This window comes from Paenibacillus lignilyticus (genome assembly GCF_017942085.1).
Classification (GTDB): Bacteria; Bacillota; Bacilli; order Paenibacillales; family Paenibacillaceae; genus Paenibacillus_Z; species Paenibacillus_Z lignilyticus.
In genome coordinates this window covers 15,420-31,477 of record NZ_JAGKSP010000026.1, presented here as the reverse complement: position 1 = coordinate 31,477, position 16,058 = coordinate 15,420, and the positions used below count along the sequence as shown (strand labels likewise).

At 47.3% G+C, this 16,058-nt stretch carries 8 protein-coding genes; all 8 read left to right on the top strand.

The features are described 5' to 3' along the window. The first annotated feature begins 21 nt into the window (after window positions 1-21). Window positions 22-2,145 (top strand): DUF5693 family protein, encoded by a 2,124-nt coding sequence (locus I8J30_RS30010; protein WP_210664102.1) that lies wholly within the window; start codon window positions 22-24, stop codon window positions 2,143-2,145. Next, window positions 2,094-3,263 carry a polysaccharide pyruvyl transferase CsaB gene (gene csaB, locus I8J30_RS30005; RefSeq protein WP_210664101.1) on the top strand — a complete coding sequence of 390 codons (1,170 nt, stop codon included), beginning with the start codon at window positions 2,094-2,096 and terminating at the stop codon, window positions 3,261-3,263. Before I8J30_RS30010 ends, csaB begins: the two co-directional genes overlap by 52 nt. A gap of 231 nt (window positions 3,264-3,494) precedes the next feature. Further along, window positions 3,495-4,628 (top strand): glycosyltransferase family 4 protein, encoded by a 1,134-nt coding sequence (locus I8J30_RS30000; protein ID WP_210664100.1) that lies wholly within the window; start codon window positions 3,495-3,497, stop codon window positions 4,626-4,628. Window positions 4,629-4,804: 176 nt separating this feature from the next. Further along, window positions 4,805-8,971: an S-layer homology domain-containing protein gene (locus I8J30_RS34135; RefSeq protein ID WP_210664099.1), complete on the top strand. Its 4,167-nt coding sequence runs from the start codon at window positions 4,805-4,807 to the stop codon at window positions 8,969-8,971. Window positions 8,972-9,490: 519 nt separating this feature from the next. Next, window positions 9,491-12,154 carry an S-layer homology domain-containing protein gene (locus tag I8J30_RS29990; RefSeq protein ID WP_210664098.1) on the top strand — a complete coding sequence of 888 codons (2,664 nt, stop codon included), beginning with the start codon at window positions 9,491-9,493 and terminating at the stop codon, window positions 12,152-12,154. Window positions 12,155-12,293: 139 nt separating this feature from the next. Beyond that, a complete protein-coding gene (locus tag I8J30_RS29985; RefSeq protein ID WP_210664097.1) occupies window positions 12,294-14,810 on the top strand; it encodes a hypothetical protein in 2,517 nt (838 codons plus the stop codon). A gap of 117 nt (window positions 14,811-14,927) precedes the next feature. Next, window positions 14,928-15,479, top strand: coding sequence for a hypothetical protein (locus tag I8J30_RS29980; protein WP_210664096.1), 552 nt, complete (start codon window positions 14,928-14,930; stop codon window positions 15,477-15,479). A gap of 89 nt (window positions 15,480-15,568) precedes the next feature. Continuing rightward, window positions 15,569-15,841 carry an alpha/beta-type small acid-soluble spore protein gene (locus tag I8J30_RS29975; protein WP_091225003.1) on the top strand — a complete coding sequence of 91 codons (273 nt, stop codon included), beginning with the start codon at window positions 15,569-15,571 and terminating at the stop codon, window positions 15,839-15,841. The last annotated feature ends 217 nt before the right edge of the window (window positions 15,842-16,058 follow it).

The following is a 16,058-nucleotide window of genomic DNA, read 5'->3' as shown; positions in this document are numbered from 1 at the left end:
GAATGTTAAGGAGTGGAAGATGTGCATACTGGTTGGCAACAATGGAATCGCAAAGCAACGTTTGTCCTTTGTGTATTGACGATATTAGGGTTGATTGCGGCACTGCCTATCGGCGCTACGCGCTGGAAGATGGAGAAGACCTCCGATAAGGTTCAGATGGTGTTCGATTACCGCGACTTGGTCCAAATCGCAGCCTATCAAGCCCATCCAAAGCAGTTCGTGAAGGACGAGCTGGTTAAGATGCATGCGGCCGGCATTACGGCGATGGCCGTGTTCGAGTCATCTTTGCAGGAGCTGAGCTGGGCCGGACGTTTGTCGTTATACAATTCTTCCAGCGCAAGCGAGCTGCAAGGCAAAACGTCTGCAGCCGATGAAAATTATACGTATGTGCTGTTCTCCAGTGCCAAGGATGAGGAAGCCCTTCGTCCGGTATTGGAATCGACTTATAAGCAATGGGGCATTACGACTTCCTCCTGGAGCCATGAAGGCCGTGGCGGCTTGATTCTGGAAACGCCGCTTGAGAATGCGATCTTGAAGCCTATGGTGCCGGATCCGATCGCACTCGGCGAGATTCATGAGGCAGGCTTTACGATTGTTCCGCGTTTGTCCGACCGTGTGCCGTTCGATGCCGCTTCGGTAGATGCGATGCTTGGCGGTTTCGAACAAATGGGCGTGACGCGCATTCTGTTTGAAGGCGATGCCGTCAAAGGCTTCGCGGACAATGCCGAGCTGAAGAGCTTGAACCGGTTCGCGGAGCTGCTGAATAAGCATGGCATCGGAATTGCGGCCATCGAGAACTCCAAGCCTCAGAAGGGCATGAACACGCTCGGCTATTTGACTCATTATAATGTAGTAAGACTGTATTCGCTCTCCGATAATGATGCCGCTTCGATGAAGCCGGAAGAGATCGCGGATCGGTTCCAGCTTGCTGCGAAAGACCGCAGCATTCGCATGTTCTATCTGAACGGAGCGCCTTCGAGCAGTCCCGTGAAATCGATGATTACCGATCCGCTCGAGAATTTGTATAATGCGATGCAAGACAAGAACGGCGTGTTGGCCAAAATGGACAAGCTTGGTTTTGCGGTAGACAGCCCGCAGCCGTTCGAGTACGAATCGCCGTCATGGCATAAACCGCTTAAAGCCGTCGTGGTGCTTGGCGCCATTGCTTTCATTACCCTGTTGATCAGCGCCTTCGTACCGGGCGTGGCGATTCCGGTGTTTGTGCTTGGCGTCATCGGCAGCGCGGGCTTGTACGTGCTTTCGAAATCGATTCTTGAGCAAGGACTCGCGCTTGGCGCGGCAATCAGTGCGCCAACGCTGGCTTTGATCTGGGCGATCCGCCGCGTGCGGGCGCATACGGTCGGCAACCGCAGACCGATCGGCGGCGCAGCGGATGCTACCGCGACTCGCGTTGCGGGCGGAAGCGACCAGCAAGTCCGCTGGTTCTTCCCGGGCATCAGCGCAGGACGCCGGCTCTTGATGGCAATCACGATTTTCGCGACGACTTCGATAATCTCGATGAGCGGCATTCCGTTTATCGTGGGTCTCTTGAACAATATTACGTACAAGCTTGTACTGGAGCAGTTCCGCGGCGTCAGCCTGCTGCATTTGGCTCCGATCGCGCTCGTCGCGCTGTACTTGCTTCTGTACACGGGTGAATCCGTATTCGGCAATTTGCGCAAGCTGTTGAAGATGCAAATAACCGTTCTCTGGGTTGGCGTAGCCGGCGTGCTTGGCGTTATGGCCCTCTATTATCTGTCTCGTACCGGCAATGCCGGACAAGCTTCATCCCTAGAGCTGACGTTCCGTAATGTGCTGGAGACGACCTTCGGGGTTCGGCCGCGGACGAAAGAGTTTCTGCTCTCGCATCCGCTCTTCTTCTTCGGGATTTTCGTTGCGCTTCGCTATCGCGCAGCGTGGGTATTATTTATTGTAGGCGCCATCGGCCAGTTGTCTATGGTGGACACATTCGCGCATATTCATACACCGCTTCCGATTTCCATCATCCGTGATTTGCTTGGTCTAGTACTGGGCGCGCTGATTGGACTTGTGATTATCGGCGTGTGGCAGATTGGGGAAGGAGTTTGGAAACGATGGGCACCACGAATCGCACAACTGAAACAGGGCTTCAAGTCCGGCGTGTAGTCATCTCCGGCTATTACGGTTTCCGCAACAGCGGGGACGAAGCGGTGCTGAAATCGATTTTGTTCGCGCTGGACGAAGAGGGTGCGAAGCAGGGGCTTCGCATCGTGCCGATCGTGCTGTCCGTCGATCCCGCATGGACGACTTCGATGTACGGCGTGGAAGCCGTCCATCGGATGCGCCTCGGGGAGATCGTTCGCGCCATTCGCGGCAGCGACGGTCTGATCAGCGGCGGCGGCAGCCTGCTGCAGGATGCGACAGGCGCCAAGACGATTCCTTATTATACGGGCATCCTCAAGCTGGCTCAGCTGCTTGGGAAACCCACATTCGCATACGCGCAAGGGATTGGCCCCGTGAATCGCCGGTGGATGGACCGGCTGATCCGCGGCGTCATGCGCCGCAGCGCGTATGTCTCCGTGCGGGACGCCGAATCCGCCGCTTTGCTTGGGCGGATGGGGGTACCGCGTGAGCGGATCGACGTTGTACCCGATCCGGTCATGGCCTTGCCGCTGCCGGCGGCGATTGTCGCCGGCGCAGGCGGTGTAGGCGCAGACGCGGCGGAGGCAGCGGCGGGGATTTCGCCGCTGCCGGTGGTCGGCGTGTCCTTGCGCCACTGGCGCAAGGACGGCGCGGACCTGGCGCGCGTTGCCGCCGCGCTTGGAGCGCTGGCCCGCAGCCGGGCGGTGCGGCTGCGGTTCCTGCCGTTCCACACGCCATCAGACGCGGAAGCGTCGCGATGGGTGATGGAACAGCTCGGCGATCTCGGCGCGAGCGTGGCCGAGATTGCCGAGCCCGGCGACGACCCCCAGCTTATGCTGCTGGAGGTCAGCCGTTGTGACGCGCTGCTGGGCATGCGCCTGCATGCGCTTATCTACGCAGCGAATCAGTCCGTGCCGATGCTCGGCCTGTCGTATGATCCGAAGATCGATCAGTTCCTGAACCGGATCAATCTGACGCCAATCGGCACGACCGAAGCGCTTGATCCGCAAGCTTTCGTATCGGCAATCGGCAAGCTGCTCGACGATCCGCAAGGATGGCGCGCTGCTCATCACGACGCAATTGTACAATTAAAAGAAGAAGCGCGTGTGCCTGCGAAACAAATTGCAACATTTTTACGTTAATCAATATATGGATGCTCCCTCTCCCCAGCAAACAGGAAAGCTACTAATATGTAGATATATGGCCGAAAAATGTAGCGAATGCGCTGTGCGAGAAAGAAAATGTCGCAATAACTCGACCAAGCAAGCGATTTAAAGGGGAATTCCGTGAAAATTGCTTGAAAATGAGAGTGGAGTTTCTTTTTCAAACAGCGTATAATTCAATCCGGCGATAGCTATGAAAGGGAGATGGAAATGAGTCAGGTCGTACTCTACGCAATCGGATTTATCATTTCATTATGTCTTGCACTTGCACTTACCCCGTTTGTTATTAAATTCGCTAACAAAATCGGGGCAATTGACAAGCCAAATCATCGTAAAGTACACACACGAATCATGCCGCGGCTTGGCGGTCTAGGTATATATGCTGCATTTGTCATAGCTTATTTTGCAGTGAAACCTTTCATTCCGGAAGGCTTGCTGCGCAGCTACGACACGAACTTGATTAATGCGCTGCTCGTTGGCGGCACGATCATTGTCATCATCGGCGCACTGGACGACCGTTTTGAATTGTCTGCGAAAGTAAAACTGCTGGGCCAATTGATTGCGGCATGCGTTGTCGTACTCGGCTTCGGCGTTAAGATTGACCTGGTCAACATTCCGTTCGGCGAAGCCATGCAGCCGATTGCGGCTTGGATCAGTATTCCGCTTACGATCATTTGGATTGTAGGCGTGACGAATGCGATCAACCTTATTGACGGACTAGATGGCCTGGCAGCAGGCGTGTCCGGTATCGCGATCAGCAGCATTCTCGTCATGGCTGCGTTCATGGGTTCCGCACCGGTTATCTTGCTATGCGCATTGCTGCTTGGCGGCGTAATCGGATTCCTAGTCTACAATTTCCACCCGGCTAAGATCTTCATGGGTGACACCGGCTCGTTATTTCTAGGTTTCGCACTTGCAACATTATCGATGATGGGCTTTAAGCAGGTTACGATGGTTTCCTTCATTACACCGCTTCTCATCATTGGTGTGCCGTTGTCGGATACGTTCTTCGCAATCGTACGCCGTTGGGTGAACAAGAAACCGATCTTCGCGCCGGACAAAGGTCATTTGCACCATTGCCTGCGTGAACTCGGCTTTAGCCACCGTCGGACGGTATTGATTATTTACGGAATCGCATCGGTCTTCGGAATTTGCGCAGTACTGCAATCCACGATCGTGCAATCGGATGCCGCAAACTGGATTACCTTTGGCGTCATTCTCGTACTCGTCTTCATTCTTCAAATTGGCGCGGAGCTTATCGGTATCGTCGATAAATCCCGCCGACCGCTGATTAATTTCTTGCAGCGACTGGTGATGGGTACCCAGCAATCACGTTCGAAATAATGGATTTACAATAGTTTAACTCAAAACTTCGTTCCCCGCCGGGAGCGAAGTTTTTTGTTTTGTATGGGAACTTGCCCACTCGATTTCTGGTTCTTGTCTAAACTTTTGAAGGCTTAGCGCCGATAAAAAGGATACATCAAACTATGTGTATGGGATTGAAGTGGAGGAGGCTCACCGTGATCAGAAAATTAGTTACGTTGTTTATTATGTTGGCCTTAGTGATTCAATTAGTGCCTGCGAATCGCATGGAGACTGCTCATGCCGCGACAGGCAATTTTACGTTCCCAAGTGAAAGCGATCAAATCGGTTCCCCGAGAATCACGACGGAAGAGCGTATTACTCTTCAAGGGACACTGAACAATGTGGACCCAACATCGATCTCTTATGATGTCATCCAGATTATTGATCCGACGGATGAGAACAAAACAGGAAGCAAGCGCGAGAACCTAACCAGTAACGTTTCGGTGAACGGGTTCAGTTTGCAGATATTCAATATCCAACTGTTTCCCGGACTCAACAAAATTACGTTTAAAGGCACCCAGGGTGGAGGAGAAGTAGCCAACTCCATTTACGTAGAATATCGGAACGGACCGATGCTTTATGATCTGACGGCAAGCCTGGACGGAAATAACTTCCCGGTCCTGGAGAATCAAACAACGGTTGTGCAATCGACAACTTCGCGGGGACGCAGCAGTGCGGATATCAGTATTACGGGTAAAGCACCTAATGCACAGCAAGTGACCATCATTGTGAACGGAAGCAGCAAGACCTATTCGGTCAACAGCGCCAACAATGATTCCTTCGCGGCGGCACCGATCACCCTGCAGAAGGGGAAGAACCAAGTTACCATTCGGATTAAGAACGGCACGCAGGTTATCGAGACTACGCGTGACATTGCCTTCTATAATGGAAGCGTCACTTTCTATGATGTGAATATCAATGAGATGGACAACGCCGCAACACCTCCGACACTGCAATCAGCTGCACTGGAATACAGCCCTAACTTCGTTATCACGAAGACGAATACGTTGCAACTGACGGGTAAAGTCATTGTGCCAAACAGTGTTTACCCAGAGTTGTATGGAACACCGCCGGTCATGACCGATCGGCCGCATCCGGATCCAACCTTACCATTAACTTCAATGAAGGCAGAGTACAAGAAGGCAACAGATCCGTCATATTCGCCCCTGCCGATTGTTCCGGCAAATATCGTTATAGTTGGAAATCCTCAACCAACAGATAAGTTTTTTGTGTATCAATATACGATTAATCTGGGAGTGGCAACCGGGTTTGATTTCGATACGCTCTATAACGTGAAGCTTACCGCTCGTAATGAAGAGAATGCACACTTGAACATCACACCGACGGAACAAAGTACAGACAACTTGTTCTTCTCTTTACGCGACAAGAGTAAGCCGTTTGTCAGTCAAATTAACCATTTGGCCGGCTATAAGCCAACTAACTACCAGAGCATTGAAGGAACGCCGCTCGAAGGGAAAAACATTTATGGTTTGCCGGTTGGTATCGAAGTGCTTATTGGCAACCCGAGCGGAACGGGTAATGTTGCAGTAACGAGAGTTTCGGATTTGTACGGGCATAATTCGGTTCCGGTACTCAAGCCGGCTCCGGCAGCTGGGCAAACCTTGAATTCCAATGAGTATGCGATTCGCGAAGAGTCCTTGGTCACGCGGACCGTGAACGGTTCGCCGCAGGTCTTCCAACGGGTGATACTCGAATTCCACAGAATGCCGTTCGAAGGCACTCAGACGATTACGGTACAGGTTGGCGGCGCGACAGGTGATTCGAAGTCCGCAAAATTCACGCTGCTATATGGACCTTACGCAAACTTCAATACCATTTTCGATGGCATGACGGTTAGCGATGATTCCACTTCGGCGGATCGCGTTACGGATATCATTAAGACCAAATTAGGAAAATTCCGTGGCTCCTTGCAAAATATTAATAATACGTCCGAAATTAGATACGATAACAGTGTGGGACCGAGAACGGTGTACTTCTACATTAATAACGTATCGTTCCCGTTGAAACCGGTCGGTACAGATGTGACGCAATTTGAACTTGATCCGTCAGCATTGGTTCCTGCAACGCCTGATATTTATACGAAAGCACTTGATGCCATGTTTAATGGAGAGAATGAGCTCAAGTTCGTATTCCAAAGCTCGAAGAGTTATTATGAGAAAGTTGTTAAAGTGAATAAGGTACCGACGAATTTGCCGGTCATTCCTGCTCAAACAACAGGTGTCTTCCCATTCACGTTCGAGGATGCTATTCCGAACCCGAGACCGATACTAAATGATCCGAATTTCACGAAGACCGGTTCGATTTATACGACGACTCAGGCTTTCATGAATGTATATGGCACGTTCGACTTCATTGACTTGGGGGAGAACGCCGTAACCGTCGGCAATAAAATGACGACGCTAATGGCACCGGAAGCGAGCGGACACGTTCCGGCCAGCGATTATATCCTTAGAATTACGAGTACATCGCTTGCGTCTCCTATCACATGGAAGCTTAGCGATCCGTTCCAGATTGTGAATGGCGATACGCCGGTCGGTATTTACCCGACGAACGGCAATATTAACGGAGATCTTATTGTCCGTTACGACCTGAAGACACAATCATTCCAGTTCCTGCTGCGGAAGCAAGAGTTGAATGCCGATGGAAGCTCTAGCGTATTCCTGTTCAATGTGTATAACAGTGGTCTTACAGGACCGAAGGCGACTTACCGCTTAGAAGTAGATCCTAGCGTGTTGCCATACAAGATCCTTCGTCCATACCTGCCGGCAGAAGGAATCGTGAATAAGAACTTCGTCGAAGTGATTATCAATGCCAAAGGTGCAGACAAAGTTACGATTAATAAACAGGTTGCAGATAAATATGCTTATGATGCCGATAACACACCGGCCAATGGCATTGAATACCCGAATGCTTTTAAAGCGACGGTTTCGGGACTGAAGCCCGGAGTCAACAAGATCAATTTCTCAATCGAAAGTGCTTCAGACAGCGTAAACAACTATTTTGAGATTACGTACACGCCAACGAACATTCCGGGTGCGCAATTCTTGGATGAAATGAAGAGCTCCAATAAAGTGTTCGATGGTGCGGTCTCATTGACATTCCCGAAAGGCACTTCGCTGATTCGCCGCGATTATAACGTACCGGCTAATCTGAAGAGCCAGGTATTTACCGGCCATAAGCTGCTGTTTGCCATTGCAAACCCTGAGGATGGCGTTGTGGATCGTCGTGAATATGATAATCCACCGGCGGACTTTGACCTGATCATGCAGAACTTCGGTACAAGGTTTAAAGTGTCGTTCCCGACCCGATTTGTGAAATCCAGCCCGGTTTATTGGATTGATGCAGGTTTAGCCGACGATACGACTACGCCGAACTATGATCCGCTCAAGATGGGCGTGGATCCTTATCAATATCCGGGCGCTATCGGACCCGGGGATACGAAGATTCCAACTTATGATGAACGTCCGGATGACCGCGAGCTTGTTGCTTCCAAACGCGGTTCACTCACACTTTCCTTCGATCCAAGCATTCGGAATACGGCGGGAACTATTGTTACGGTGTACCGTTATGACGTGAAGAACAAGTTCTGGGTGAATCTCGGCGGGGTAGTGGATACGAAGAAGAATACGATTACGGTTCCTTTCGATCAGTTCGGCTATTATGTAGTAGCTAAGATGGGGTATTCCTTCTCCGACGTGACCAACCATCCGTATGCACGTAACTATATTGAAACGATTTATTCGAAAGGCGTCATGAACGCAGCTAACTTTGATGATTTCGGCGCAGATATGTACACAACTCGCGGTGAGTTCACCAGCATGATTGTCAAGGCGCTTAACATTCCACTCAACTATGAGCTGAGTAAGCCTCACTTTGACGATGTGCCGCCAATCATCAATCAAGACGCACTTTGGGATTATAGTACGATTGAGACTGCAGCTCGCGAAGGTATCATTCGCGGTACGCAGCCGCGCGCTTTTGAGCCAACGGCAAACCTATCACGCGGAGATGCTGCCGTATTCCTTGCAAGAGCATTAAACTTGAAGCTTGAGACGGATGCTGATAAAATTGATAAGGCATTACAGAAGACCTTCAAGGACTACACGGAAATTGACTACTATGCTAAAGCTTCTGTGCTGGCGATAGCCAAGAAGGGATACATCAAAGGATCACCGGTTGACCCAGCCGATCCGAAGAAAGGCTACACGTTCGAACCGAAATCCAGCCTTCTTCGTTCCGACGCGGCAATTATTATCGGCAAGATGTTAGCCGATCTCAAGCGACTTCCTAAACTAAACTAAGTTGGATATGGTTGTGCTGCCCGGGATATTTCCGGGCAGCTTTCATTTTGTTACAAGTACTTCAAAGGATTGCTAGAGTTATCTTTACATGGGAAATGTTATCTATCGACGAACATAGGACATTCGGCTTATAATAAACAACGTGGTAGACAAGTCGTTTTAGTTCATGTGGCATATCGACAGATTCGATTAAATAGCGTTAGAGAAGGATTTTTTAAAAATTTTCAAAAAAACTTTTCCTCACATCGCAACTTTTTCGAAACCTGTGCGTTTAATTACATGAACAAGGCAACAGGAAAGCTGATCAAGCGTAGCGGAGCACTTGGAACTAATTCTCAAATTGCTCTTTACGCTAGAAATAGGCCATTGTATAATGTTATAGTGGTGTTCAGACTCTACCAGATTTTTCTTGTCAACTTTTGTTTACAAGATTCTGCGACAGGTTCCTACAAGGAACACTTCCAGCAGACATTATTTATAAGAAATCTGCTCAACTCGCGAAAGGGGGTGAATCGGCCAATGAGACAAACGAGCAATCTATATTCTAAACAAAACTCTAAAGAAACTAAGCATTATATAGGAGGAGACAAAAAGGTTATGAAAAAAAGTTTATCCCTACTCGTAGCAGCAGCTATGACTCTATCTACAGCATCGGTGGCATTTGCTGCTGACGGCGCAACTACAACTGAATTGTCCACACAAGCGAAATTTGACGCACTTAAAGCAGCAGGCGTATTCAGCGGTTTCCCTGACGGTTCTGCTGGTCTTGACAAAGAAATGACTCGTGCTGAGTTCGCTAAAGTACTTACGAAGCTAAGCGAGCTTGCAGAAAACTCTGCAGCTAACGTTTACTCCGACGTAGCAAAAACTCACTGGGCAGCTGGATTTATCGGCGCTGCATCTGAAGCTGGTCTACTTAACGGTCTTGGCGCTGGCAAGTTCGGTCCATCCGGTAAAGTAACTATCGAGCAAATCGCTAAAGTTGCTGACTTGGTAGCAGGCGTTGAGCCTTCTGACAAAGAAGTAACTGGTAAAGTATCTGCTTGGGCTAAAGGTTTCGTAGCAGCAGCTATCGAAGCTGGCTTGCTTCCTGAGCTTCCATCCTACCAAGTGAACGCTACTCGCGGTCAACTAGTAGACGTAGCTTACGATCTTGCTCAACCAGTTGAAAAAGATCTTAAAGCAGTTGAAGCTAAACAATCCGGCGCTAAAAAAGTAACAGTTAAGTTCAACAGAGAAGCAGTAGCTGCTGAGAAAACAGCTTTGACTTACGAGTTGAAATCCGGTCTTACTACGTACCCTGTAACTGCAACTTTCGCAGCTGATAACAAATCGGTTGATCTTGCAGTAGCTTACCTGCCAGCTGGTGACTACACAGTTACTGTTAAAGGCAGCGATGCTATCAATGTTAAAGTTGAAGACGAAGCAGCTAAGAAAGTAGACATTGCTGTTACTGCTCTTCAACAAGTTGCAGATCAAGACCTAGGCGTTAAAGTTTATAACCAATTCGGCGAAGAAATGAGCGGTGTAAACACTCAAATTTCGTCTTATAACGTAACAAAAACTAAGCAACTTACACCTGGTAACCAACTTGACCTTAACGTAGGTGGCGCTGACGAAGCAGCAATTAACGATGTTATCAGCGTAACTGCAATCGTACCTTCCGCAGGTCTTTCCGTTAACAAACAACTGAAAGTAATCAACGGTAGTGCAGCAACTTCCATCAAGCTGGATCAAGTACAACCAATCGCAGGCGATGCACGCATCTCCGTTAAAGATGGTTATGTACTTCCACTTACTTTGGTAGATGCAGCTGGCCAAAAAGTTGTATTGCCTAACGGCGATATCGACCTGACAGGTGCTGCGGGTCCTAAATCCGTAACTTACGCTGGTCTGGTGTTCTACGTGAGCGACAACACAATCGTTGAGAAGTTCACTGTTACTGACGGCGTAATCAAGTTTGAAACTAAGAAAGCCGGCACTGTATTCGTAACTGTAACGAACGGCGCTGCTGCAGCAAGTGCACAAACTTCGATCGTTGTTAACGACGCTGCGAAAGTGAAAACTTTCGAACTGGGTAACTCCGGTAAGCTGATCGTTAAAGGCGAAAAAGCAGTTCTTCCTTTCACAGCAGTTGACACTTTTGGAGCAGCAATCGCAGCTAAAGACGCTGTACTGACTAACGTTAAGTTCAATGCTTTCGGCAGCGAAATCGTTCCAGTGAAAAACGCTAAAGGCGAACTTGAGTTCAACTTCGGCCAAACTGGTCCTACTACAATTTATGTATATGTTGATGGCGTTCTTCAAACTAAGAGCGTTAGCATCAATGTAGCAGACGTTGCTGTATACAAAGCAGTACAAAAAGTTGACGTAGCAACGACTCTTGAAGTTGATGCTCAAGTTACGTTGAACCAAGACAACATCTTGTTGGTTGACAACTACGGTCGTACTTCCAACGTTGCTGCAGACAAGTTCACAGTAACTAGCGGCAAAACTTCTGTTGTTGATTATGTTGGTGGTAAGCTGGTAGCTAAAGCAGAGGGTACAGCTGAAATCACAGTGTCATCCACAGCTAACGCTGGTATCACTGATAAGAAATTCACAGTGACTGTTGTTAAAAACAGCGCAATCACATCGTACGCTGTTGATACAATCGACACGCTGTTCGGTAGCACAACTGCTGCAGACACTGTTGGTTACGAAAAAGCGGTAGCTCTTGTTGGTAAAACAGCAGGTGGCACAACTGTAGCTCTTAAATCGACTGCTCCAGATTTCGTTACGAGCTCCGACGAGTCCGTATTGAAAGTTGCTGCTGACGGTACTACTGTTGTTGGTCAAAAAGCTGGTAAATCCACAGTTGCAGCTTACCTGAACGGCAGCAAAGTTGCTGAACGTGAAGTAACTGTTGCTACAGATGCTAAAGTTGTTAAAACTGTTGAGTTCGACAAAGACGAGTATACTACTACAGTAGGTGCTGACATTACTCCAGCAGCTAAAGTAACAGTTAAAGACCAATACGGTGTTGTACTTACAACATCCGTAGGTAAGATCCTTGTATCTGACCCTTCAATTGCTACTGTAACAGGTGGCGCGGTTAAAGGTATTAAAGTTGGTTCCACAACAATCACTTATGTTGCTTCCAACGGTACAACTGACTCTGCAGTTCTCGTAGTTAATCCTTAATAATTAGTATTCCCTAAGAACAGGCGAGGTTATCCTCGCCTGTTTTTTTATTTTTTAATAGCATATTGCTGCTTGCCAATTCGAAACAAAACGTGCCATTCATGCGTCTAATTAAGTATAGAATGCAGGAGGGATGAAAGTGGCTCAGAAATGGATGAAGATCGGCATCATGACCTTAGCAAGTGCACTACTTATTCAAGGTACAACTACGAGCTTATTAAATACTAATGTTGCATCTGCAGCGAGCAGCGGCTCAAATTTAATCTCAAGCAAGATCGTAAAACTAAATGCATCGGCTTATCTAACGATTAGGGATGTACATTTCCTTATGCAGGGAAAAGGAAAGGTTCTTGTATATTCGGTAAGCATAACGAATAATGGGAATTCATCGCTTGACCTAATGGATTATTGGCTTCGTGTGAAAACCAAAACAGGAAAGTCCTTTAAATCATCGCTCATTGAATCGGATAAAGACAAGAAAGAAGTTGCTGCAAAGACGACCCAGTATCTTACTTATTACACGGTGGTCGATAATCAAACGAAATTATCGGATCTTGCTTTCCAAGTAGTTAAATGGGATTTCTCCGCGGCAAATTACGAGAAAGTCTTAGGAAATATTCAATATCCGGCCAATGCTACGGATAAAGTAACTCCCTACCAAGCGGCAACAATGCTATATGATAATAATAAAGTTAGAAGCGCAATCAAACAGGCTTACATAACAAAAGATTCCAACAATGCCTATTTGGTTATGAATGTATTACTGGAGAACGTCGGCTTTCAGTCAAGTGATCTATCAAAAATGAATTTCTTCATTCAAACAGATAGTTTATCTGTTTATAATGTTGCTGCATCAGGCTTAGATCAAACTTCAATTCAACCTAAAGAGCGTAAGATTGTAACGCTCCATGCCACTATTCCGCTTGCAGTTGCGGGAAAAGCTTTGTCTCTCGTCGTTGCTCAAAATGACGATGCCAGCAAGGTCCAGCTACCCGTAGGTGTCTTTGCACTTCCTACTACCAAGCCTTTAGTTGCTGCACCAGTAGGTAAAACTCGTATGGTGTATGTAACAGGGACACCGGTAAATACGTTGACGGGGCAAGCATTTGTTTCTCAGGGTACGAGCAATAAAGATGTCTCCCTTGATTTCACTTTGACCAATATCGGAGCAGCTTCCGTTGCAAGTCCAAGCTGGGACTACTTTATTGTGACCGCTTCGGGCACAAGTTATCCACTAAATTATACGAGAGAAGAGAATGCGGTGTTGTTGCCGCAAATCGAGAAAACAATCTCGTTATCCGGCCAACTTCCTACTAATCTTTCACTTAGTACGGCACAACTGGTCGTTAAGTCACAAGCAACTGACAAAGAAAAATCATACATTGTCGGTACTTATTCTTTACAGTCAACAACACAGCAAGGAACGCTTGGCGGATCGTTCGCTTACAATGATTTCGCTATTAAGTTAAACACCATTCAACGCACACCAAATAGCGACCATGATGTACTTCTAGCTAATTTAACGGTCACCAACAAGAGCACAATAAGCCAACAAATCCCGAATTTAGGCGGATATTTTATGGTTAATGGTGTGAAAGTAGGTACTGAACAAAAAGCAGTTGCGCTTGATAACTCAATTACAATCGCACCAGGTGCATCCGCCAATTTTGTTGTATATTCTGACATTCCATATACGACTTCAATTGATAAAATTACTTTTGTAAGTACAGAAACCATTCAAGATAAAGCAGGGAAGCAACTGTATCAGTTCTCAGCTCAGAACTTAAGCGAAGTTGCAAGCAAGAAGCTAACCGATCCTTATAAAATTAATAATTTAGGTAAACGTTCAACAGTCTCGGTAACAAAAACAGCTATATTTGACGGGTTAACAAAAAACAACTTCTATGCCGAGCTTGAAGCGGTCAATAATGAACTACGTACTTCGCCAATTGCTCAACTTGGCGGATACATTGTTGATAAGAACGGTGTGGTTGTTCCTGTTCAATTCGCGACAGTGAAAGACAAACTATCTCCAAGCGGCAAAGCATTATTAAGCGCCTGGGCATCGATATCCAAGAAGTTTGACACTACTTCCTACAAATTTGTTCTGGGGCAGTCCATTACTACCGGCACAAGTGGTGGAACAACAACTCCAGACAATGGTGAAGCAGCCAATTCAGTTCTTGTCGATATGGTTTCATACCCGTTAACTGCAACAGCAACAGCAACGACTAATAATTTAAGTAATATCCAATTCCCCGGTTACACTCTCGGCTTGAATTATATCAATGCATTCTTGAATGTTACCGGAGATTATCAAATAGCTGGAATGAAGATGACAATGGATTCGAGTTTATGGAAAAGCACAGATTATGAAGTTGTTGCCGGTGATCACAAAGTATTAATCGAGTTTGTAAACCAAGACAACAGCAAGCTGACCTTCTCTAAACAGTTTAGTATCAACGCGGCCTCAGAGAATGAAGAGCAACTGAAGGAAGCAATAAACAATCCATTGACTCTGGTATTTAATGACCCAGACGTTCAAGCTAAGATTCAAAGGTATGATGGTTATAAATTAAACGTGTATGACGTCTTCGAAAATACGAAATTACTCGTTGCAAGTAAAGATTTGAAGTGGTTCGTTACAACACCATAATCCGTATTAAACGGGCAGGGCCAGATCTGGATCTGGCTCTTTCTATTATGAAATGGTAGAAGTTATGAAAAATTTCAAGTATGCTAGATGAATAATGTTTGTAAGGAGGTTTATTTCTTGCGATTTAAAAGTCTTAAACTTGTATTGTCTATTCTTGTAATCGGATTTGCTGTGTGGTTTGGAACTAAATGGACAAGCGAAGCTGAAACAACAGATACCCCAGGCTCCGCCAACGACCCGGTCGTAACGAAAAGCTACATTGATAAACAAGTAGCTGAGCTCGTGAAGGCGGAACTGGCCAAACAAGGCGGGGGCGTAGACGACAAGAAGCTGCAGGAGATGTTCGATGCGTTCCGCGAAGAAATGGCACAGAGCGGTGGTTCATCATCTAAAGTAGAAGTCGTGACTGTGCCGGTTGGTAAGCGGCTTGTGGCCAAGGATGGTGCTGAATTTATCGTTCGCGCAGGTAAAGCGATGGCCTATAGTTCGGATGCTAATGGGATTTCTGATCTTACGGATGGTGTAGACATCAAGAATGGTAAGCCTGTTCCTAATAATCATTTCATTCTGTTCCCGCGCGGTGGTCGTGGAGTGACGGCGCAGGTTGGGCAGAAGGCCGCTTTAACGGTGCTTGTCCGTGGCGATTATGAGATGCAAGTGCAGCAATAGTTATTTTTACCCGATCTGACAACAAGTTATCCGCTTTGAACGGCGCCTTCCGGAACAAACTATAAGCATCCCATCAGGAGGTGCTTAACATGTCGAGAAGTAATCGCAAAGTTGTTCCGGAATGTGCACAGGCGCTCAATCAAATGAAGTATGAAATTGCAGCCGAGCTTGGACTTATGTCAGGCGGATCTGCAGCCGGTGCCGGCGATACGGAATTTGCTACGGAGCTTGGCGGTACGGGCAGTTCAGGCGGTCATGTCAATTGGTCACAGCTTGCGACAAGAGATGCAGGTTCTGTAGGCGGGAACATGACAAGGCTGCTCGTCCAACGTGCAGAGCAGGTTCTCAAAGGGCTATCGTAGTTAGCAGGCTATTGCCATTGACACAAAGCGACAGTTTCGGTATCATACTGTTTTAGAGAGTATTCATGAGACCTTTTCCGATTTCAACATCGGAAAAGGTTCATTTTTTGGAATCGAAACGTTGGGCATTATACAGAACCCATTTTCGGGTATTCATTTTCTTATAGAGTCCCAGCATTTTGTGCATGTTATTCATCATACTTAGAATTTTGAAAGC

Excerpts from the sequence above, each read along its gene's own strand:
- I8J30_RS29975 (WP_091225003.1), top strand. The coding sequence starts at position 15,569 with ATGTCGAGAAGTAATCGCAAAGTTGTTCCGGAATGTGCACAGGCGCTC.
- I8J30_RS29990 (WP_210664098.1), top strand. The coding sequence starts at position 9,491 with ATGAGACAAACGAGCAATCTATATTCTAAACAAAACTCTAAAGAAACT.
- I8J30_RS30000 (WP_210664100.1), top strand. The coding sequence starts at position 3,495 with ATGAGTCAGGTCGTACTCTACGCAATCGGATTTATCATTTCATTATGT.
- csaB (WP_210664101.1), top strand. The coding sequence starts at position 2,094 with ATGGGCACCACGAATCGCACAACTGAAACAGGGCTTCAAGTCCGGCGT.